This is a genomic window from Halocella sp. SP3-1, assembly GCF_003953885.1.
Lineage (GTDB): Bacteria > Bacillota > Halanaerobiia > Halanaerobiales > DTU029 > Iocasia > Iocasia fonsfrigidae.
Map to the genome: position 1 here is coordinate 2276339 of NZ_CP032760.1, position 19642 is coordinate 2295980.

At 35.7% G+C, this 19642-nt stretch carries 18 protein-coding genes; 17 read left to right on the plus strand and 1 reads right to left on the minus strand.

All coding sequences use genetic code 11. From position 1 onward, the window contains the following. The first annotated feature begins 43 nt into the window (after positions 1–43). From tgt to aspS, 17 genes are all read left to right on the plus strand, one after another. Positions 44–1153 carry a tRNA guanosine(34) transglycosylase Tgt gene (tgt, locus tag D7D81_RS10780; protein ID WP_125989887.1) on the plus strand — a complete coding sequence of 370 codons (1110 nt, stop codon included), beginning with the start codon at positions 44–46 and terminating at the stop codon, positions 1151–1153. A 96-nt stretch (positions 1154–1249) separates the two neighbouring features. Then, positions 1250–1561 (plus strand): preprotein translocase subunit YajC, encoded by a 312-nt coding sequence (gene yajC / locus D7D81_RS10785; RefSeq protein ID WP_125989889.1) that lies wholly within the window; start codon positions 1250–1252, stop codon positions 1559–1561. A 20-nt stretch (positions 1562–1581) separates the two neighbouring features. Then, a complete protein-coding gene (gene lepB / locus D7D81_RS10790; RefSeq protein ID WP_125989891.1) occupies positions 1582–2118 on the plus strand; it encodes a signal peptidase I in 537 nt (178 codons plus the stop codon). Positions 2119–2138: 20 nt separating this feature from the next. Continuing rightward, positions 2139–3356: a protein translocase subunit SecD gene (secD, locus tag D7D81_RS10795; RefSeq protein ID WP_125989893.1), complete on the plus strand. Its 1218-nt coding sequence runs from the start codon at positions 2139–2141 to the stop codon at positions 3354–3356. Positions 3357–3360: 4 nt separating this feature from the next. Further along, entirely contained in the window at positions 3361–4227 is an 867-nt protein-coding gene (gene secF / locus D7D81_RS10800) for a protein translocase subunit SecF (protein ID WP_125989895.1), read from the plus strand. A 348-nt stretch (positions 4228–4575) separates the two neighbouring features. Further along, positions 4576–6252 carry an ABC1 kinase family protein gene (locus D7D81_RS10805; protein WP_125989897.1) on the plus strand — a complete coding sequence of 559 codons (1677 nt, stop codon included), beginning with the start codon at positions 4576–4578 and terminating at the stop codon, positions 6250–6252. Positions 6253–6276: 24 nt separating this feature from the next. Continuing rightward, on the plus strand, positions 6277–7341 hold the full coding sequence (gene hisC, locus D7D81_RS10810; RefSeq protein ID WP_125989899.1) for a histidinol-phosphate transaminase: 1065 nt from the start codon (positions 6277–6279) through the stop codon (positions 7339–7341). Continuing rightward, a complete protein-coding gene (locus tag D7D81_RS10815) occupies positions 7341–7688 on the plus strand; it encodes a LapA family protein (protein WP_125989901.1) in 348 nt (115 codons plus the stop codon). Before hisC ends, D7D81_RS10815 begins: the two co-directional genes overlap by 1 nt. 89 nt (positions 7689–7777) lie before the next feature. Next, the gene (locus D7D81_RS10820) at positions 7778–8314 is read left to right on the plus strand and encodes a tryptophan transporter (RefSeq protein WP_125989903.1); all 537 of its coding nucleotides are present in this window, start codon (positions 7778–7780) and stop codon (positions 8312–8314) included. 122 nt (positions 8315–8436) lie between these two features. Beyond that, positions 8437–10917 (plus strand): single-stranded-DNA-specific exonuclease RecJ, encoded by a 2481-nt coding sequence (recJ, locus tag D7D81_RS10825; protein ID WP_125989905.1) that lies wholly within the window; start codon positions 8437–8439, stop codon positions 10915–10917. Continuing rightward, on the plus strand, positions 10907–11419 hold the full coding sequence (locus tag D7D81_RS10830) for an adenine phosphoribosyltransferase (RefSeq protein WP_125989907.1): 513 nt from the start codon (positions 10907–10909) through the stop codon (positions 11417–11419). Before recJ ends, D7D81_RS10830 begins: the two co-directional genes overlap by 11 nt. 12 nt (positions 11420–11431) lie before the next feature. Further along, positions 11432–13588: a RelA/SpoT family protein gene (locus tag D7D81_RS10835; protein ID WP_125989909.1), complete on the plus strand. Its 2157-nt coding sequence runs from the start codon at positions 11432–11434 to the stop codon at positions 13586–13588. Between the two features lie 12 nt (positions 13589–13600). Continuing rightward, entirely contained in the window at positions 13601–14050 is a 450-nt protein-coding gene (dtd, locus tag D7D81_RS10840; RefSeq protein WP_125989911.1) for a D-aminoacyl-tRNA deacylase, read from the plus strand. Positions 14051–14068: 18 nt separating this feature from the next. Then, the gene (locus D7D81_RS10845; protein ID WP_125989913.1) at positions 14069–14671 is read left to right on the plus strand and encodes an MBL fold metallo-hydrolase; all 603 of its coding nucleotides are present in this window, start codon (positions 14069–14071) and stop codon (positions 14669–14671) included. Between the two features lie 73 nt (positions 14672–14744). Next, entirely contained in the window at positions 14745–16175 is a 1431-nt protein-coding gene (locus D7D81_RS10850; protein ID WP_125989915.1) for a SurA N-terminal domain-containing protein, read from the plus strand. Positions 16176–16188: 13 nt separating this feature from the next. After that, the gene (hisS, locus tag D7D81_RS10855) at positions 16189–17442 is read left to right on the plus strand and encodes a histidine--tRNA ligase (RefSeq protein WP_125989917.1); all 1254 of its coding nucleotides are present in this window, start codon (positions 16189–16191) and stop codon (positions 17440–17442) included. A gap of 16 nt (positions 17443–17458) precedes the next feature. Continuing rightward, positions 17459–19231 carry an aspartate--tRNA ligase gene (gene aspS, locus D7D81_RS10860; RefSeq protein ID WP_125989919.1) on the plus strand — a complete coding sequence of 591 codons (1773 nt, stop codon included), beginning with the start codon at positions 17459–17461 and terminating at the stop codon, positions 19229–19231. Here the strand turns inward: aspS and D7D81_RS10865 are convergent. Further along, positions 19228–19536: a hypothetical protein gene (locus D7D81_RS10865; RefSeq protein ID WP_125989921.1), complete on the minus strand. Its 309-nt coding sequence runs from the start codon at positions 19534–19536 to the stop codon at positions 19228–19230. The genes aspS and D7D81_RS10865 overlap by 4 nt on opposite strands. Between the last annotated feature and the right edge of the window lie 106 nt (positions 19537–19642).

Sequence of the window (19642 nt, forward strand, 5' to 3'; positions counted from 1 at the left end):
ATTGTTTTTAATTATAATTAAAGTGTAAGGGATGTAGGTTGATATGTCATTTAGTTTTGAGTTATTACATCAAGAGAAAGAAACCGCTGCCAGAATGGGAAAAATTACTACAGTACATGGTGAGATAGAAACACCAATCTTTATGCCGGTAGGGACACAGGCGACTGTTAAGTCTATGACACCTGAAGAATTATGGGAAATAGGTTCACAGATTATTTTAGCTAATACCTATCATTTATATTTAAGGCCTGGTTCAAAATTGATTGCTGAGGCTGGAGGGCTTCATGAATTTATGCACTGGGATGGACCTATATTAACAGATAGTGGAGGATTTCAGGTTTTTAGTTTGTCAGATTTAAATGAGATAACTGAAGAGGGTGTGTATTTCCGTTCACACCTGGATGGTTCGAAACATTTCATCTCACCAGAGATATCTATGGAAATACAGCGGGATTTAGGTTCAGATATAGTGATGGCTTTTGATGAGTGCCCACCCCATCCGGCTGATTATGATTATCTAGCAAAATCCCTTGAAATGACAATTCGCTGGGCTGAAAGGTGTAAAAAAGAGATGCAGGACACAGAACAGGCCCTTTTTGGGATTGTTCAGGGTGGTGTTTATCGAGATTTAAGAAAGGCGAGTGTTGAAGCCCTGCTTGATATTGGTTTTCCTGGATATGCTATTGGTGGGTTGAGTGTCGGGGAAAAAAAAGAGGAGATGCTTGAGGTTTTGGATTTTACTGTGCCTGTTATGCCTGAAGATAAGCCTCGTTATCTAATGGGGGTTGGGACACCAGAGGATTTACTTGAAGGTGTTAAACGGGGGATTGATATGTTTGACTGTGTATTACCAACAAGGATTGCCCGCCATGGGGCTGTTTTTACCAGTCATGGTCGAATTACAGTGCGTAATGCTGAATATGCCAGGGATTTCACTCCCTTGGATCATGAATGTGACTGCTATGTATGTCAGAATTATACCAGGGGATATATTAGACATTTGATTAAAAGGAATGAAATACTGGGGGCTAGGTTGACTACCTATCATAATCTTTATTTTCTAATTAATTTGATGGAAGAAATGAGAGATGCTATTCAAAGAGATAGGTTTATGGAGTTTTACAGGAAATTTTACCAGAAATATAAAATTTAATTAAGACTTTATGCAGGATTTTTCTTTTTACTGTTGAATAATGAATAGTGGAGTTTTACCTTTAAGGTACAAAAATAAAATATAGGAGGAATTTTCATGGAAGTTTTAGTGAGTATTTTACCCTTTGTCGTAATCTTTGGTGTCTTCTGGTTCTTTTTAATCAGGCCGCAGCAGAAAAAACAAAAAGAACATCAAGCAATGGTTAATAATTTACAGCCAGGTGATAATATTATTACTATTGGTGGAATTAAGGGCAAGATAGTAAAAATCAAAGGTGATAATATTAGGTTAAGGGTATCATCTAATGTAGATATTGATGTTATAAAACAGAGTATTGGTCGTATGAATCCAGAGTTTGATAAGATTGAGGAAAATAAAGAAGAAAAAGAGGAGTCTGCTGAGAATTAATATATAGTTGGGGTGAAGTCATGATTGATAGTGGAGATATTAAGGAGTTTTTACAATCGTTAGTGATTGCAGCCATACTAGCTTTTTTTATAATTACTTTTATTGCACAATCTTTTGTAGTAGATGGTCAATCTATGGAACCTACCCTACATGATGGAGAGAGGTTGTTTGTCAATAAGTTTATTTATCGTTTTCATCCACCGGAAAGATTGGATATTATTGTTTTTAAACCTCATGGTGCTCCCAGGAATAAGTTTATCAAACGGGTAATTGGTTTGCCTGGTGAAACAATATATATACATAATGGTAGGACATTTGTTGATGGTGAACCCCTTAAAGAGGATTATATTAACGAAAAAATGCAGGGGGAATATGGACCATATCAGGTGCCAGAGGGTCATGTTTTTGTAATGGGGGATAATAGGAATCATAGTGCTGATAGTCGTATACCCTCATATGTAGGTTATGTAGATTATAAATCAATTTCTGGTAAAGCCTTCTGGGTCTACTGGCCATTAAATAAGATGAGAGTTATTAGGCATAAGGAAAATACATAGTTAGGGGGATATACTAAATCATGAGGTATAAACAAAAAAGAATCTTAAAACTTGTTTTTATTGTAGCCATTATTCTTTTTTCTTATTTTTTATATCACTTTTATGGTATAAACCTGGGCCTTGATCTTGAGGGTGGTTCTCATATTGTGCTACAGGCTGAACCAACTGAGCAACGAGAGATCAGTGATGAGGTAATGAAGGTGATCAGTAATATTATTGAGCGCCGGGTTAATCAGATGGGACTAGCAGAGGCTCTAATCCAACGAGAAGGTAGAGATAGGGTAATTGTTGGTTTGCCTGCTGTTGATAATCCCAATGAGGCAATAAAAACAATCGGTAGAACAGCTGTCTTAACCTTTAGGAATGCCCAGGGGGATGTTTTGATGACAGGTGATGCTATAAAAAGTGCTAAGGCTGGTTATGGTGGGGAATTTAGAGAACCTGTGGTGAATTTTGAACTAACTCCTGATGGTTCTAAAAAGTTTGAGGCTATAACTAGACAATATTTGGGACAGCATATTGCTATTTATCTTGATGATGAGGAATTGATGAACCCTGTTGTTAATGAAGTAATAAGGGGTAGTGGAAGTATTTCTGGAAACTATAAAAGTGTTGAAGAGGCGCAAAATGATGCTGTTTTAATAACTGAAGGGGCTTTGCCTGTGCCCGTCAAGGTTGTACAATCACGTATTGTAGGGCCAACACTTGGAAAAATATCTATTCAAAAGAGTATAACTGCAGGTTTGTTTGGTTTATTACTTGTAGGAATTTATATGCTTATCTATTATCGTTTTCCTGGTTTACTAGCTGCTGTTATTCTGGCTATCTACGGGCTTATACTATTGGGAACTCTTGCTGGACTGGGGGCAACACTGACTTTACCTGGTATAGCTGGTTTAATTTTATCAATTGGTATGGCAGTTGATGCAAATATCATTATCTTTGAGCGGATCAAGGATGAACGCAGGAGTGGTAAAACACTCAAGGCCTCAATAGATGCTGGTTTTAAACGGGCATATACTACCATTATTGATGCAAATGTAACTACAATAATTACAGCTTTAATCCTGGCTTATTTTACCAGTGGTACTGTACGTGGATTTGCTGTTACACTGGGTATAGGTGTTATTGTTAGTATGTTTACTGCCTTTTTTGTTACCAGGAATGTAATAGATTTATTTGCTGATACCAAACTCCTTAATAGTGGGGCTGCATTTGGCTTGAAAGGGAGGAAATAGTATAATGGATATACTTGGAAAAAGAAAAATGTGGTATACAATTTCTCTAGTTATTCTAATAATTGGCTTATTATTTATCTCTTTTAAGGGAATGAATTTTGGGCTTGATTTCAGAGGTGGAACCCTACTGGAGTTTAAATTTGATCAAGAGGTAAGTAATGAGGAGGTTAGAACCCTCCTGGCAGATACTGGACTAATTGAAGGGGCTAAAGTACAGCAAACAGCTGAAGAGGGGATCAACGGGGTTCTGATTAGAACAAAAGAATTAAGCCCTGAACAGATTACTGAAATTCAGGATATTTTAAGTCAAGCATATCCTTCAACAGAGGTATTAAGAACTGATATGGTAGGTCCTTTAATCGGTCAGGAATTAAGGGTAAAGGCATTATTGGCTTTATTATTTGCTTCAATTGCTATAATAATCTATATAAGCATTCGTTTTGAATTTCGTTTTGCGGTAGTTGCTATTTTAACACTCTTACATGATGTTTTTATTACTTTAGGGGTTTTTGCGGTTATTGGTAGAGAGATTAATACAGCCTTTGTGGCTGCCTTATTAACAATTATTGGTTATTCAATAAATGATACTATAGTTATTTTTGATAGAATAAGGGAAAATATGAAATACTATCAGCGGAAGATGTCTTTTATTGAACTGGCTAACAAGGCGGTAATTGATACACTTCCTAGATCAATTAATACTTCAATCACTACCTTGATTACTATTCTGGCTGTTTATTTCTTTGGTGGTGCTTCTATTAAAACATTTATGCTGGCATTATTTGTAGGAATGTTTGCTGGTACTTATTCGTCTATCTTTATAGCAAGCCCATTACTGGTAACCTGGCAGAATAAAACATCTGCTAAGTAGGAGATAGATAACCCCCTTGCTTAAAAATAGGGGGTTTTTATATTTTCATTATAATGTGGAATGACTTTGAAGACCGGCCAATATATTTACTTCCCTTGTCGTGTACTACGGCTCACTGACTCTTCTTTTTATTACGCATGGTCGAGTCAGCATCAGGTCATCGAGACCAAGCTCCTGCCTTCGTTTACTGTCGAGAAATTATCTTTCGGCGTCCATGCCTCCAGACAATTTCTAGAGTCGTCCAGTAAATATATTGGTCTGTTTTATGATAAGTAGTTAACTTTGAGCAAGAATTATTATAAACTTCTTGATTAAATCTGGATGTTCTAAAAGAGGAGTAGACATTTTATGGTTTTTAACTTACCTAAACAATATCAACATTTCCAGAGATATCGAAAGATTACCCAGATTTTATTGAAGAATGGATTGGGGATATTAGTAGACTGGTTAGAATTAGATAAATACCTTCCTTTTAAAGAAAGATTGAATAGGGATGAAAACAGCCTAAATAAAAAGAGTTTTGCTGCCAGGGTAAGACAGGTATTACAGGAACTGGGTCCTACTTATATTAAATTCGGACAGCTTTTAAGTACCAGGGCTGATATTTTACCGCCTGTTTATATTAAGGAATTAAGAAAACTGCAGGATAAGGCAGAACACCTTTCTTTTTCAGATATGGAAAGGGTTTTGATCGAAGAACTGGGTGATCATTATCAGGAAAAATTTCTTAAAATAAATAAAAAACCTCAGGCTACAGCATCAATTGCCCAGACCCACCGGGCAAAATTAAAAGACGGCAGTGATGTGATTTTAAAGATACAGAGACCAGGTATTGAAAAATCAATCAAAACAGATCTCCAAATTCTGGCCAATCTAGCTGGCCTCGCTACAGAAAAAGGGCTTTTTCCACCTTTCTTCAAGACAGATAGATTAATAAACGAGTTTAAGGAGAGTTTGCAAAAAGAACTTGATTTTAAACGGGAACTTTCTAATATGAATAAATTTGCAGCTAATTTTGGGCAAAATGAGTTTGTAATAATACCTACCGTTTATGAAGAACTTTCCGGTAAAAAACTCCTTGTCCTTGAAGAAATTAAGGGTATTAAATTAAGTGAAATTGATGAACTACTTAACCCTGATATAGATGCTGCATTTATAGCTGAGATAGGTGCTAAAGCTTTAATGCAGCAGATATTGCTCGATGGATTTTTTCATGCAGATCCACACCCGGGTAATATTTTTATAGTTGATAGAAATAAACTGGCCTATATAGATTTTGGTTTGATGGGTCAATTGATAGCTGAAGACCGGGATAGGATGGGAATATTGTTTGTGGCAGTACTTAAAAAGGATATTGATATAGTAGTTGATATCTTGATAGATATTGGTGACCTTGATCCTAATCTAAATATAAGGAAATTTAAACTTGAAATTCAGGACTGGTTTAATAGGTATTATGGTGCAGGACTGGCAGAAATAGACTTTCTTGGGATTATAGATGACCTGGAAAGGTTATTATACAACCTAAAGATTCGAATGCCAGAGGAATTTTTTCTCTTATTCAGGGCGATTGCAGTAAGCCAGGGTGTTGCTTATAAATTAGATCCTAATTTTAATATAATTGAAGTGGCCAATGATTTTCTTATTGAATTATTAATTAATAGATTTCAACCCAAAAAACTTTTTAGTAGACTTCTTAATAAATTATGGGACTACCGTCATGCTACTAAAGACATTCCTGGAAGAGTAAGTAAAATTATCAATAAGGTAATTAGTGATGATTTAACAATTAATTTTAAACACAAGAATCTCGAAGGTCTTAGTAATCAACTTGATATTGTGTCAAACCGGCTGTCAATAAGTATGATTATTTCTGCTTTGATAATTGGCTCATCTATGATAATTCAGACAGATATGAAACCTGTTTTATTCGGTATCCCCCTACTGGGGTTCCTTGGTTATAGTGTAGCAGGTATTATGGGTTTATTCCTGGTTATTTCAATTTTTAAATCCGGTCGTTTTTAATGTAAGTATTAAGGAGGTATTATTTTGACTAGATTCTGGAGTGAAAAAACAAGAAGAGTAGAGCCCTACGTCCCTGGTGAACAGCCTCTTGATAAGAAGTATATTAAGCTAAATACTAATGAAAATCCCTACCCACCATCACCAGCAGTAAAAGAGGCAATAGTTTCTAATGTCAGCAAACTGAGTTTATATCCAGATCCAGATTGTACTGCTTTAAAAGAGCTTATTGCCTCAAAAGAGTCTCTTAATATAGAAAAGGTTTTTATTGGGAATGGTTCAGATGAGGTTTTAGCTTTTTCCTTTATGGCTTTTTTTGATCCTGATAGTACAATATTATTTCCAGAAATAACATATAGTTTTTATCCAGTCTATAGTTCATTATTTAATATTAATTATAACCTTATATCAGTGAAAGATGATTTTACATTTCATCGAAGTGATTTTTTTCAGAAAAATGATGGTATAATATTTGCGAATCCCAATGCCCCTACAGGGATTTATCTGACCCTTGACAATATTGAAGAAATACTTCTAGGAAACAGGGATAGTTTGATGATAGTTGATGAGGCTTATATAGATTTTGCTGGCGAACCTTCAGCAGTAGCTTTGATTAAAAACTATGATAACCTCTTAGTAGTTAGGACCTTTTCTAAATCACGTTCTTTAGCTGGTTTGAGAGTAGGTTATGCCCTGGGACAGCCCTCCTTGATAGAAGGGTTAGAACGGATAAAGAATTCAATTAATTCTTATACAATAGACAGGCTAGCTCTGTCTGGTGCACAGGCAGCATTAGAGGATGAGGATTATTACAAAGAGACTATTAAGAGGATTATAAGGACAAGGAATAATACTGCAGAGAAATTAGAGGACTATGGTTTTAAAGTGCTGCCTTCCAGTAGTAATTTTCTGTTTGTCAGCCACCCAGATTATAATGCTGAAGACCTGTTTTATGTCCTGAAAGAGAAGGGTGTTTTACTTAGATATTTTAAGCAGAATAAAATTGATAATTACTTGAGGATTTCTGTTGGGTCAAGTGAAGAAATGAACACATTTTTAAGTGTAATTCGGGAATTATTGGAGGGATTTTAATGCAAAAAAAAATAATCTTAATATTATTATTTGCATTAGTAGTGGCGGCTTTTTCAATCCAAAACGCTGGCTCTGTTTCTATTTCAATACTTACCTGGCACTACGAGGTTTCTCTTGCTATTATTGTACTGGGTGCTATTGCCCTGGGTGTAATAATTATGGGTTTATTTTCTTCATTAAATCAATTAAGATTAAAAAAAGAAATCCGCCATCTCTCAAAAGAGAAAGAGCAGTTATCTCTTGAAAACAAACAGCTAAAGGATAGTTTAATATTGAAACAAAAAAAACAAGAGAGAGATAATCAAGTTAATGATAAGGGTAGTATTGTTGATGAAAAGGGAGAATAATGGGAAAGAAAATTGATTGCTAACTTGACAAAGTTATATAAGTAAGATAAAATTTTATTAATACCATAATAAAGGAGAGATGAGTTGAGATGAGTACTAAGGGTTTTGAAATTAGAGATTTAGCTGAGGCGGCTTTACTGGTAAGCATTGGTTTTATTCTTCATGCCTTTTTTCCGGCTATTGTTATGGGAATGAAACCTGATTTTTCACTGGCTATGATGTTTATTGTTTTAATAGTAAAAAGGGATTTAAAACTGGGGTTTCTAGTAGCATTAGCGACAGGTATTTTTACTGCACTTACAACAACTTTCCCGGGTGGACAATATGCTAATATAATTGATAAGTTAGTTACTTTTGTTGCAGTATCTGCTATTATAAGATTACTTGCTGATAGCTTGGATAATCGAATAGGAGTCGGTATTGTTACAGTAGTAGGTACTGTAATCAGTGGAGCAGTTTTCCTTGGAGCAGCTGCCTTGATAACAGGATTACCAGGGCCATTTTCTATACTATTTTATACAGTAGTACTTCCAGCGGCAGTAATTAATGCCGTAACTTCTGTAGTCTTATATATGGCCTTTACCTATAGTAGGGGTTTTGTTAGTAAAAAAGATACAAGTATATAGTATTAACTTTAAAATAAATTGTAATTTTACTCCCCTCTGCATGAAAGAGGGGGTTTTATTTTGTTCTTAAAACAACAGGAAATAGCAGTTTTATGTTGAATAAATAATTGTGGTGATAAATTATGCAAAAGGCAATGAGGTTATATTTGAGTGATGAATATAATCAAGAACTTAAGTTAGATCCATTATTGGCTCAGATACTGGCCAAACGAGGTATAAATAATGAAGATGCGGTTCAAAGATTTCTTTATAATGGACTTGATGATTTGTTTGATCCATTAGTAATGAAAGGTATTAAGAAGGCTGCCCAGAGAATACTAAAAGCCATTAATAATAAGGAAAGAATTGTTGTTTTTGGTGATTATGATGTTGATGGGATTACATCTACTGCCTTATTAAATCTCTATTTTAAAAAGAGATTTAATACAGTTGTCGATTATTATTTGCCTAACCGGCACAAAGAAGGTTATGGTCTTAACCTCCCGGCTGTAAAATCCTTTGTAGAAGATAATTATGATTTGTTAATAACTGTTGATTGTGGTATTACAGCTGTTAAAGAGGTGGCTTATGGGATGGATAACGGTTTAGATGTTATTGTCACTGATCATCACCAGCCAGGTGAAGAGCTTCCGGAGGCGGTTAGTGTAGTAGATCCCTATCAGCAAGATGACCCCTATCCTTTTAAATCACTGGCCGGTGTTGGGGTGGCTTTCAAATTATGCCAGAGTCTTGAGTTTTTATCTTCTGGTCAAAGAATTAATGAAACTCTAAAAAATTTAATGGATATTGTAAGTCTGGGAACAGTAGCTGATATTGTGCCCTTGCTGGAAGAGAACAGGATAATAGTCAAAAAAGGTCTTTTATTGATGGAAGATAGCAAAAATATTGGTCTGAGGGCTTTAATAGATAGAGTTGGTTTGAAAGGTAGGAGCTTAACACCTGGTCAGATAGCCTACATTATTGCCCCTCCATTAAATGCTGCTGGCAGGGTAGAGGATCCAGAGTTGGGTATAAAACTTTTGATTACAGATGATATTAATGAGGCAGAAGAAATAGCTGACAGACTTGTTCAATTAAATAGTGAACGCCAAAAAATAGAGGGAGATATACTCAAGGAAGCTGTCAATATGGTAGAGGAGGAAATAGATCTCAATAAAGAAAAGGCAATTGTTCTTTATTCTACCGACTGGCATCATGGTGTTATTGGAATAGTTGCCTCAAAACTGGTGGAACGTTACTACAGACCAACTATTTTAGTCGCCTGTGATGAGGGGATTGGTCGGGGTTCATGCCGTAGTATAAAGGGTTTAAATATTTATCAGGCCTTAAGTAATTCCTCTGATTATCTTGAGGAATATGGAGGGCATGCTATGGCTGCTGGTATTACTATTAAACAGGATGATATAGTTAAATTTAGAATGGAATTTAATGCTTATCTGGATAGTATTTTAGATGATGAAGACCTTATTCCAGAATTAAATGTAGATGCTTTACTAACTGGGGATGAAATCAATAAAGAATTATATAATAAACTAAAAATACTTGAGCCCTATGGTGTAGCTAATCCGAGGCCCAGGTTTCTTCTTAACAGGGTTGAATTAGACAAACTGTATCAGGTTGGCAAAAATAAGCAGCACCTCAAGTTTACTCTTAGTAATGGGGTAGAAGGGATTGGCTTTGGCTTTGGCAGTATTTTGACCGATTTAAAGGGTAAAAAAGTAGATTTAGCCTGTCAGATTGATATAAATAGATGGCAGGATAAGGAAAAAATACAAGTAAATCTCGAGGGGTTTAGTATCAGGGAGAAAGCAAGCCATTATCCAGTTAGTTTTGAATCAGGCAACTGGGAGATAATAGATAAGAGAAACTGTCTTGAAGTCTTTGATTACCTCAATAACCTCCTGTCTGAGCAGAGAAAGGTCGCTGTTTTTTTAAATAATTCACAACTTTGTAGAAAATATATAAAAAGGCTTGCAGAGGTAAAGGTATTTTCAGCTGGCAGCAAAAAAGAAGTAGATAACTTTAAGAGGCATGATTCTGGCAGTATTTTGTTTTTTAATAATCTTAAAAACCTTGAAAATATCAGAATAAGCGATCTTGTATTTATTTCCCTGCCATTTTCTATGGGGGAGATGGCTGATATAATTAAAAATTTTATTTTTAAGAAAAGAGTAATACATCTGCTTTATGGTCAGCGGGAATATGACATAAATAATAAAATTATTAAAAATAGACTGCCTGTTGATAAATACCTGAGAAAACTGTATTTGTATTTAAGGGCATTTGCTTGCCAGGAAATTTATATTGAAGACCTTAATAAGGCTATTGTACAAAATGAAAGTATATCAACTAATAAAATATTATTGGGTAAAGGGATTACTATCTTATCTGAAATAGGGTTATTGAAGAAAAAGAATGGAAAGCTTACTCTATTACCGATTTCTGGGGAAAAATTGGACTTATCTGATTCGATAAGTTATAATAATAATGTTGATATTATAGAAAAGTTCAGGTTGTTTTCCAAGCTAGCATTTAATGATAATGTTTTTAATTTAGTATATTATTTAAAAGAATATATTGGGGGGAATAGCAATGAATCTTAAGGAGACAATCAGGGATATACCTGATTTTCCTAAAGAAGGTATAATTTTCAAAGATATTACTACTATGCTCAAGGATCCTGCTGCTTTTAAAGAAGCTATTAATCACATGGCAGAAAAATACAAGGATTGTGATATAGATTATGTAGTAGGCATTGAAGCCAGGGGATTTATTATAGGTGCACCAATAGCCCTGGCTCTTAATAAGGGTTTTATCCCTGTCAGAAAACCAGGTAAACTACCTGCTGAGACAGTTGTAGCTAGCTATGAACTGGAATATGGAACTAACCAGGTTGAGATGCATCAGGATGCTATAACAGAGGGTGATAAGGTTCTGATCATAGATGATCTGCTGGCTACAGGTGGTACTGTAAGTGCTGCAGTTGATTTAGTAGAAAGACTGGGTGGAGAGGTTATTGGTATAGGATTTTTGCTTGAGCTATGTTTTTTAAAAGGAAGGGATATATTAAGTAATTATGATGTATTTTCTTTACTACAGGAATAGAGGAGAGTCTTAATGGAATTGGATGAATTGCTGGAAAAGATAGAATCATATATAGACAATCCAGATATAGGACTTATCAGAAAGGCCTATAATTTTGCAGAAAGAGCTCATAGGAGGCAGAACCGAATATCTGGGGAGCCGTTTATAGAACATCCACTGGGTGTTGCCTTAATACTGGCTGATTTAGGTCTTGATATTATTTCAGTTGCCGGTGCCCTTCTTCATGATGTGGTAGAGGATACAGAGGTTACAAGTGATGAGATTGAAAGGGAGTTTGGAGGAGAAATTGCCCTGCTGGTTGATGGTGTAACCAAATTAACCAGAATAAAATTTAAATCTAAAGAGGAACATCAGGCTGAGAGTCTACGCAAAATGTTTATTGCTATGGCTGAGGATATCAGGGTGATTTTAATAAAATTAGCTGACCGGCTTCATAATATGAGAACCCTGGCTTATTTAAGGAAATATAAACAGATTCAAAAGGCTACTGAGACAATAGAGATATATGCACCACTTGCCCACCGTCTTGGTATGTCCAAAATAAAATGGGAACTGGAAGACCTTTCTTTCCGTTATCTGGATAAGGATATGTACTATGAGGTAGCCAAAAAGGTAGCTGCTAATCGTGCCGAAAGGGAAAAAGACATTAAAGATGCGATAGATTATCTGAGTAAGAAATGTGCATCCCAGGGCATAGTAGCCAATATATATGGTAGACCTAAACATCTGTATAGTATCTATCAAAAAATGAAACGCAAGGAAGTTGATTTTACTGAGATATATGATTTAACAGCAATCAGGGCTATTGTAGATTCTGTCAGGGAGTGTTATGAGGTACTGGGTATGGTTCATGAAATATGGAAACCAATTCCAGGTAGATTTAAAGACTATATAGCAATGCCTAAATCAAATATGTATCAATCCCTCCATACAACTGTAATTGGTCCTAAAGGTGATCCCCTGGAAGTACAGATTAGGACACTGGAGATGCATCGAACTGCTGAATATGGTATCGCTGCCCACTGGCGTTATAAAGAAGGGAAAACTGGTGATGAGGCCTTTGAGGAGAAACTTTCCTGGTTGAGGCAGTTACTTGAGTGGCAGAAAGATCTGCAGGAACCACAGGAATTTATGGAGGCTTTAAAGATAGACCTGTTTGAAGATGAGGTTTTTGTTTTTACCCCTAAAGGAGATGTTATTTCCTTGCCCCGGGGAGCTACACCGGTTGATTTTGCTTATTATATTCATACCGAGGTAGGCCACAGTTGTGTTGGTGCAAAGGTTAATGGGAAGATTAAGCCACTGGAATACAGGTTGAAGAATGGTAATATTGTAGAAATACAGACCTCCAAAACTAGTAATGGCCCCAGCCGTGACTGGTTAAAATATGTTAAGACCTCAAAAGCTAGGAGTAAGATAAAACACTGGTTTAAACAACAGGAAAGAGACCAGATTATTCAGCGTGGTAAGGATTTGTTAGAGAAGGAATTAAAAAGACGACATATTGAACTAAAAGAACAGGAAAAACAGGAAGAGCTAGTCCGTATTGCTGATAAAATGGGTAAAAATAATGTTGACGAATTACTTGAACTTGTTGGTTATAATCAGATTAATACCCAGCAGGTTATTAGTAGATTGAAGGCTGTTCAGGAAGATAATAATATAAAGCTTGAAGATATGAAGGGATTAACTAAAAGGGTTGTAAAAAAATCAGCCGATAAGGGTGTTAAGGTAAAGGGGATAGATGATCTGCTTGTCAGGATTTCAAAGTGTTGTAATCCGGTTCCCGGGGATGATATTACTGGTTATATAACCCGGGGTAGGGGTGTATCTATTCACCGTTGTGACTGTCCAAATTTACAGAACTTAATTGAGCATGATCAGGAAAGATTAATTAATGTTAGTTGGGATGAGGAACGTTCTGAATCCTATGAGGTTAACCTTGCTATAGAAGCAGTAAATAAAAAGGCTTTGTTAAATGATATTACTTCCCTGATAAAAGAAGAACAGATTAATTTATTATCGGTGATTGCCCGTACAGATAAATATAACCGGGCACATATAAAATTAGTACTGGAATTAAGTAGTTTAGAACACATGAGGGATATAATTTCTAAATTAGGTGATATTTCAGGGATATTATCAGTTGAACGGGCCAAACCAACTTAAGGAGTTGTTTTGATGAGGGCTGTTATACAACGAGTTAAGGAAGCTAAGGTTAGTGTTGATAATACAATAATCGGGAAAATAAATACCGGTTTATTGGTCTTTCTCGGGGTTGGTGAAGGTGATAATAAAGAAGATGTTGATTATTTAGTAAAAAAGATAATAAATCTAAGGGTATTTGAAGATGTAGATGGGAAGATGAATCTGTCTGCTAAAGATACCAATAAAGAATTGTTAGTTGTTTCCCAGTTTACTTTGTATGGGGATTGTCGGCAGGGAAGGAGACCAAGTTTTTTTACTGCTGCCAGCCCTGAACAGGCTAAAAAACTATATGAATATTTTGTTTTAAGGGTTCAAGAGACAGGACTTAAAGTAGAGAGTGGACAATTTCAGGCTATGATGGATGTCGCCCTGGTAAATGATGGTCCAGTAACACTTTTACTTGATAGTAATAAACAATTTTAGATTAAGAGGTGTTATATTATGCAGGTAAAGAGGATCCCGGTAGGTTTTAATAAAACTAATTGTTACCTTATAAAATTAGTTGATACTGATGGTTTATTGGTTGACCCTGGTGGAGAAGGAGATAAGATAATTAAGGAAATAAATAATATGGATATTTCAATTAAAAAGATCATCTTAACACATGGCCATTTTGATCATATAGCTGCTTTAGCTTATCTAAGGGATAGCCTCCAGGCAGAGGTATATATTCACAAATTAGATAGTGAAATGCTAGTTGATCCCTCTAAAAATCTTTCTTCATCATTTGGTTCTGATATAGAAACAGTTCCGGCTGATCATTTATTAAAGGATGGTGATATGATTAATGGATTTAAGATAATCCATACTCCTGGACATACTCCGGGAGGGATTTGTTTATATCATAAAGAAGAAGGTATCCTTTTTAGCGGTGATACTATCTTTGCCATGGGGGTAGGGAGAACAGATTTTCCTGGTTCCAGTACTAAGGATTTACACAATAGTATAGAACAGATCAAGAATAATTTGCCGGTAGAGACTGTTATTTACCCTGGTCATGGACCACAGACGGTTCTCGAGGATTTTATGAATTATTATGGTTAATTTTACCATGCTGATATATTGACAAGTATAGTCTAATAAGATAAAATTAAAAAGAATTCTAGAAAGGAGTGGAATGATGTTAAAGAGCTTACGGAATTATAGTAAAATTATTATTATTGTTATTGTTGTTGCTATGGTTGTTACCGGTGCTTTATTAGGGTATGGTAGGTATCTTAATAAACCAGCTACAACAAAGGCTCAATCTCAATATGTTGCGCAAGTAAATGGCAGTAATATTTCTGAAGAAGAATATTATTATATTATGCAGAATCAAACTGCAGGGGCAAATTTTGAACGTTCACAGATAGTACCGTTTAAAGTAAGGGTTCTGGATTCTATAATTGAAACGGAGATACTTTTACAGGAAGCGGGCAAAATGGATATTCAGTCAACTATAACTGAAGAAGATGTACAAGATTATTATGATACCTTCTTAGAAAATAATGAAATGACTGAAGAAGATTTAGTTGCGGAGCTGGGAGAAAATACAAAACTGACTGATTTTAAAGATTATATTAAGAATAGCTTGGAAAAGAATGATTTAATTAATCAGGTTATGGAAAGAAGTTATAGTAATGTTACTGTTACTGAGGATGAGGTAATTGAGGCTTATGAAACAATTCAACCCCAGGTTATTATGGTTAGGTTTGGAGAAGATAAAGATGCAGCCAGAGCTAAAATAGAAGAAGCCTATGCTGAGCTTAAGGCAGGCAAAGATTTTGCTGGGGTGGCTGATGAATACTCTGACCTGGTTGTAGGTGAGGGTAAACTTGGTAATATAAACCGTGATAATGGTTATTTTAGTGAAGAGACTAGTAATGAATTGTTTAATTTGGACAAGGGTGTTGTCAGCGATATTATTACTGATGATAAGGCCTATTATATTGTTAAGGTATTAGATAAGAAACTGGCTGAGGGAGAAGATTATCAGGCAGAAAAAGAAGAAATAAAAGAACAATTGTTAAAGAGCAAACAAAATAAGGCTTTTGCTAACTGGCTTGAAAGTGTTAAGGCTGAAAGCAATATTCAGATAAATGATCCACAATTAAGTGGATATAAATATTTATCACAGGGAAATTACCAAAAGGCTGTTGAACAATTAGAACTTGCTCTGGAGACTTATCCTGTACCAATGACCTACGTATATCTTGCTGAGGCTTATAAAGCTAATTCAATGATAGATAAGGCTGATGAGATATATAAAAAGGCTGTTGAGGCCTTCCCTGAAGATTGGGAATTAAATCTTTTATATGGTAATTTTCTTGCCGAGAGAGATGAAGTAGAGACTGAAGATGCCTTAGCTAAAATTGATGCAGCATCAAAACTAGCTGGTGAAGATATAATGGCCCATTACAGGATTTTTATGGCTTACAGCCAGTTAGGTGCAGATGAAAAAGCTGATGAAGAGGCAGCAATAATAAAGGAAATACAGGAAAAACTAAAAGCTGAACAGGAAGAAAATATTGAATCATCAACTGATGATAATGATACAACTAATGAATAATAAGGGTGATTAGATGAAACTTAAAGCACCACGGGGGACAAATGATATTTTGCCCCCCGTTTCTTTACAATGGCAGTATATTGAAGACTTAACAAAAAAAATACTACATAACTATAATTATCATGAGATCAGGACCCCTATTTTTGAATATACAGAATTATTTCAAAGGGGTATTGGTGAAGTGACAGATATTGTGGAAAAAGAGATGTATAGCTTTACAGATAAGGGTGGCAGGGGTATAACTCTTCGACCAGAAGGAACTGCTTCTGTTGTCAGGTCTTTTATGGAAAATAAGGTATATGGCCAGGCACAACCAACAAAGTATTATTATCTTGGACCTATGTTCCGCTATGAAAGACCGCAAGCAGGTAGATTTCGTCAGTTTCATCAGTTGGGGGTAGAGGCCTTTGGTTCCAATGATCCGGCACTTGATGCTGAAGTAATAGCCTTGGGACTTAATATATTAAAAAAACTTGGTTTAAATAACTTAGAGGTATATCTAAATAGTATTGGCTGCCCTGAATGCCGTGTAAAGTATATAGATAAGCTGAAGGCATATTTACTAAAATATGAGGATGAACTCTGTTCTGACTGTCAGCACAGGTTACAACGTAATCCTTTTCGTATCTTGGACTGTAAGATAGATAATGAGATTATTAAAGAAGCACCTATAATTACAGATTATCTTTGTGAGGAATGTAATCAGCATTTTAATATGGTAAAAAAATACCTTGATTCTATTGAGGTTAAATATATAGTAGAGCCAACCCTGGTAAGGGGTCTTGATTATTACACTAATACTGCCTTTGAGGTTAAATATACTGGACTTGGCGCCCAGGATACTATTTTTGGTGGTGGGCGTTATAATGGGCTTGCTGAAGAGATTGGAGATAAGGCTATACCTGGCATAGGGTTTGCTATTGGTCTGGAGAGACTACTTTTGACTATTGAAAGACAGGGTATTAAACTGCCTATTGAAGAAAGCCTTGACCTCTTTATTACTACAATAGGTGAAAAGGCCAAAGAGGCTGCTTTTGGATATATATATAAACTAAGGGAAGTCGGTTTGAAGGTTGAAATGGATTACCTGGGACGAAGTGTTAAGGGGCAGATGAAATCTGCTGATCGTATGAATGCTACCTATACCATTATTATTGGTGATAATGAGCTAGATAATGGAGTTGCTACAATAAGGAATATGAAATCTGGTGAAGAGCTTGAAATAAAGCTGATAGAGTTGACAGAAAAAATGCAATCAATGGTTTAGAAAGGGGAAGCTTGTTATGGGTGAAGTAAAAAAGGGATTTAAGAGAACCCATCACTGTGGTAAATTATCTCTGACAAATGCAGAGGAGACTGTTACTGTTATGGGTTGGGTTCAGAAAAGGAGAGATCATGGTGGGGTTATTTTTATTGACTTGAGGGACCGTTCAGGTTTTGTACAGGTTGTATTTAATCCTGATATAGATGAGGAATCATTTCAACTGGCAGATCAACTGCGTTCAGAGTACGTTGTAGCTGTTAAGGGAAAGGTAGAAAAAAGACCAGAGGGTAATATTAATCCTGATCTCCCTACAGGTGAGATTGAGCTTAATGGCAGGGAATTAATAATTCTTGATAAAGCAAAAACTCCTCCTTTTATAATTGATAATGATATAGACATAAATGAGGATATTAAATTAAAGTACCGTTATCTTGATCTGAGAAGACCTAAAATGAAGGATATTATTGCCTTGAGGCACCAGGTAATGAAAGCTACCAGGGATTATCTTGATGAAAATGAATTTTGGGAAGTTGAAACCCCTATACTGGGTAAGAGTACTCCTGAAGGTGCCCGGACATATCTGGTGCCCAGTAGGATTAATCCTGGTAATTTTTATGCACTGCCACAGTCACCACAGATCTATAAGCAGTTATTAATGGTTTCTGGGGTGGAAAAATACTTTCAGATAGCCAGGTGTTTTCGGGATGAAGATTTAAGGGCAAATAGACAGCCTGAATTTACCCAGATTGATATTGAGATGTCATTTATTAACGAAGAAGATATCTTTGAAATGGTAGATGGCCTGATGAGGAGATTATTTGCAATTAAAGGTATAGAACTACCAGCAAGATTACCAGTCATGAGCTATCAGGAGGCTATTGATAATTATGGTTCAGACAAACCTGATCTGAGGTTCGACATGAAAATTAAGGATATATCTGATTTAGTAATTGATAGTCAATTTAAGGTTTTTAGTGGTACTGTTGTAAATGGTGGGCAAGTCAGGGGTATTAACTTTAAGGGCGGGGCATCTTCGCCCAGAAGTAAAATAGATGCTTATACTGATTTTGTTAAAATATATCAAGCAAAGGGTCTGGCCTGGATAGCACTTAAAGAAGGTAGCTTGAAATCACCTATTACCAAGTTTCTCACTGATGCTGAGATAGATGGTATTAAACAAAGAATGCAGGCTGAAGAAGGTGATTTGCTCCTGTTTGTTGCTGATAATCCTTCTATAGTGGCCAGTTCACTGGGGAATCTGCGCTTGGAAATTGCTAAAGAAGAAGGTCTTATTGATCAGGATACATATGAATTTGTTTGGATTGTGGATTTTCCATTACTTGAATATAATGAGGAAGAGGATCGCTATGATGCAATGCATCATCCATTTACCTCGCCACTTGACGAAGATATTGCTTTATTGGAGATGGAACCAGAAAAAGTGAGATCGAGAGCCTATGACCTGGTCTTAAATGGTGAGGAATTAGGTGGTGGGAGTATTCGTATTAATAATCGTGAACTACAGGAAAAAATATTTAAAGTCTTAAATATTGGTGATAAGGAAGCAGAAGAAAAATTCGGCTTTTTACTGGAGGCCTTTGAATATGGGACTCCTCCACACGGTGGAATTGCTTTTGGACTCGACCGTTTAATTATGATCCTTGGTAAAACAGAGTCTATTCGGGATGTGATAGCTTTTCCTAAAACTCAGAAGGCGACTTCTCTCTTAACAAATGCTCCTTCAAGAGTTTCTGAAAAGCAGTTAAGGGAGTTAGGAATTAAAGTAGACTAAATAATATTTGTTTTTTGTTTATCAAAAACCGATATTATATCATGGACTGCATTAGAACCTCTTGAAATAATAATACCAGTAATTATGTAATCTATTATTGGTTGACTAATTCCTATATCAAATTTTTGTAAGATACCTATGTGTGTTGAGATACATAGGATTATTCCTACTACGGCAGCTGCGATCCGGCTGCCATTTTTATTTTCTCCTCCTTTAATAAAAGGCATGGCACCTTTAATTGCATTAGTTACCACTTCAACAATAACAGCCAGCAAGGCAATTGTTGTCAGGGATTCGGCAACCATTTGATTACCCCCTTTCTTATTATAAAGATATGTACAAAAAACTCTTAATATTACTCATTCTTTTAAGCATTTTCCTGTTTTTACTAGTGGCCAATATGCTTGCAAT

Coding starts and splice junctions, on each gene's coding strand:
- tgt (WP_125989887.1), top strand. CDS start 44: ATGTCATTTAGTTTTGAGTTATTACATCAAGAGAAAGAAACCGCTGCC.
- yajC (WP_125989889.1), top strand. CDS start 1,250: ATGGAAGTTTTAGTGAGTATTTTACCCTTTGTCGTAATCTTTGGTGTC.
- lepB (WP_125989891.1), top strand. CDS start 1,582: ATGATTGATAGTGGAGATATTAAGGAGTTTTTACAATCGTTAGTGATT.
- secD (WP_125989893.1), top strand. CDS start 2,139: ATGAGGTATAAACAAAAAAGAATCTTAAAACTTGTTTTTATTGTAGCC.
- secF (WP_125989895.1), top strand. CDS start 3,361: ATGGATATACTTGGAAAAAGAAAAATGTGGTATACAATTTCTCTAGTT.
- D7D81_RS10805 (WP_125989897.1), top strand. CDS start 4,576: ATGGTTTTTAACTTACCTAAACAATATCAACATTTCCAGAGATATCGA.
- D7D81_RS10815 (WP_125989901.1), top strand. CDS start 7,341: ATGCAAAAAAAAATAATCTTAATATTATTATTTGCATTAGTAGTGGCG.
- D7D81_RS10820 (WP_125989903.1), top strand. CDS start 7,778: ATGAGTACTAAGGGTTTTGAAATTAGAGATTTAGCTGAGGCGGCTTTA.
- recJ (WP_125989905.1), top strand. CDS start 8,437: ATGCAAAAGGCAATGAGGTTATATTTGAGTGATGAATATAATCAAGAA.
- D7D81_RS10830 (WP_125989907.1), top strand. CDS start 10,907: ATGAATCTTAAGGAGACAATCAGGGATATACCTGATTTTCCTAAAGAA.
- D7D81_RS10835 (WP_125989909.1), top strand. CDS start 11,432: ATGGAATTGGATGAATTGCTGGAAAAGATAGAATCATATATAGACAAT.
- dtd (WP_125989911.1), top strand. CDS start 13,601: ATGAGGGCTGTTATACAACGAGTTAAGGAAGCTAAGGTTAGTGTTGAT.
- D7D81_RS10845 (WP_125989913.1), top strand. CDS start 14,069: ATGCAGGTAAAGAGGATCCCGGTAGGTTTTAATAAAACTAATTGTTAC.
- D7D81_RS10850 (WP_125989915.1), top strand. CDS start 14,745: ATGATGTTAAAGAGCTTACGGAATTATAGTAAAATTATTATTATTGTT.
- hisS (WP_125989917.1), top strand. CDS start 16,189: ATGAAACTTAAAGCACCACGGGGGACAAATGATATTTTGCCCCCCGTT.
- aspS (WP_125989919.1), top strand. CDS start 17,459: ATGGGTGAAGTAAAAAAGGGATTTAAGAGAACCCATCACTGTGGTAAA.
- D7D81_RS10865 (WP_125989921.1), bottom strand. CDS start 19,536: ATGGTTGCCGAATCCCTGACAACAATTGCCTTGCTGGCTGTTATTGTT.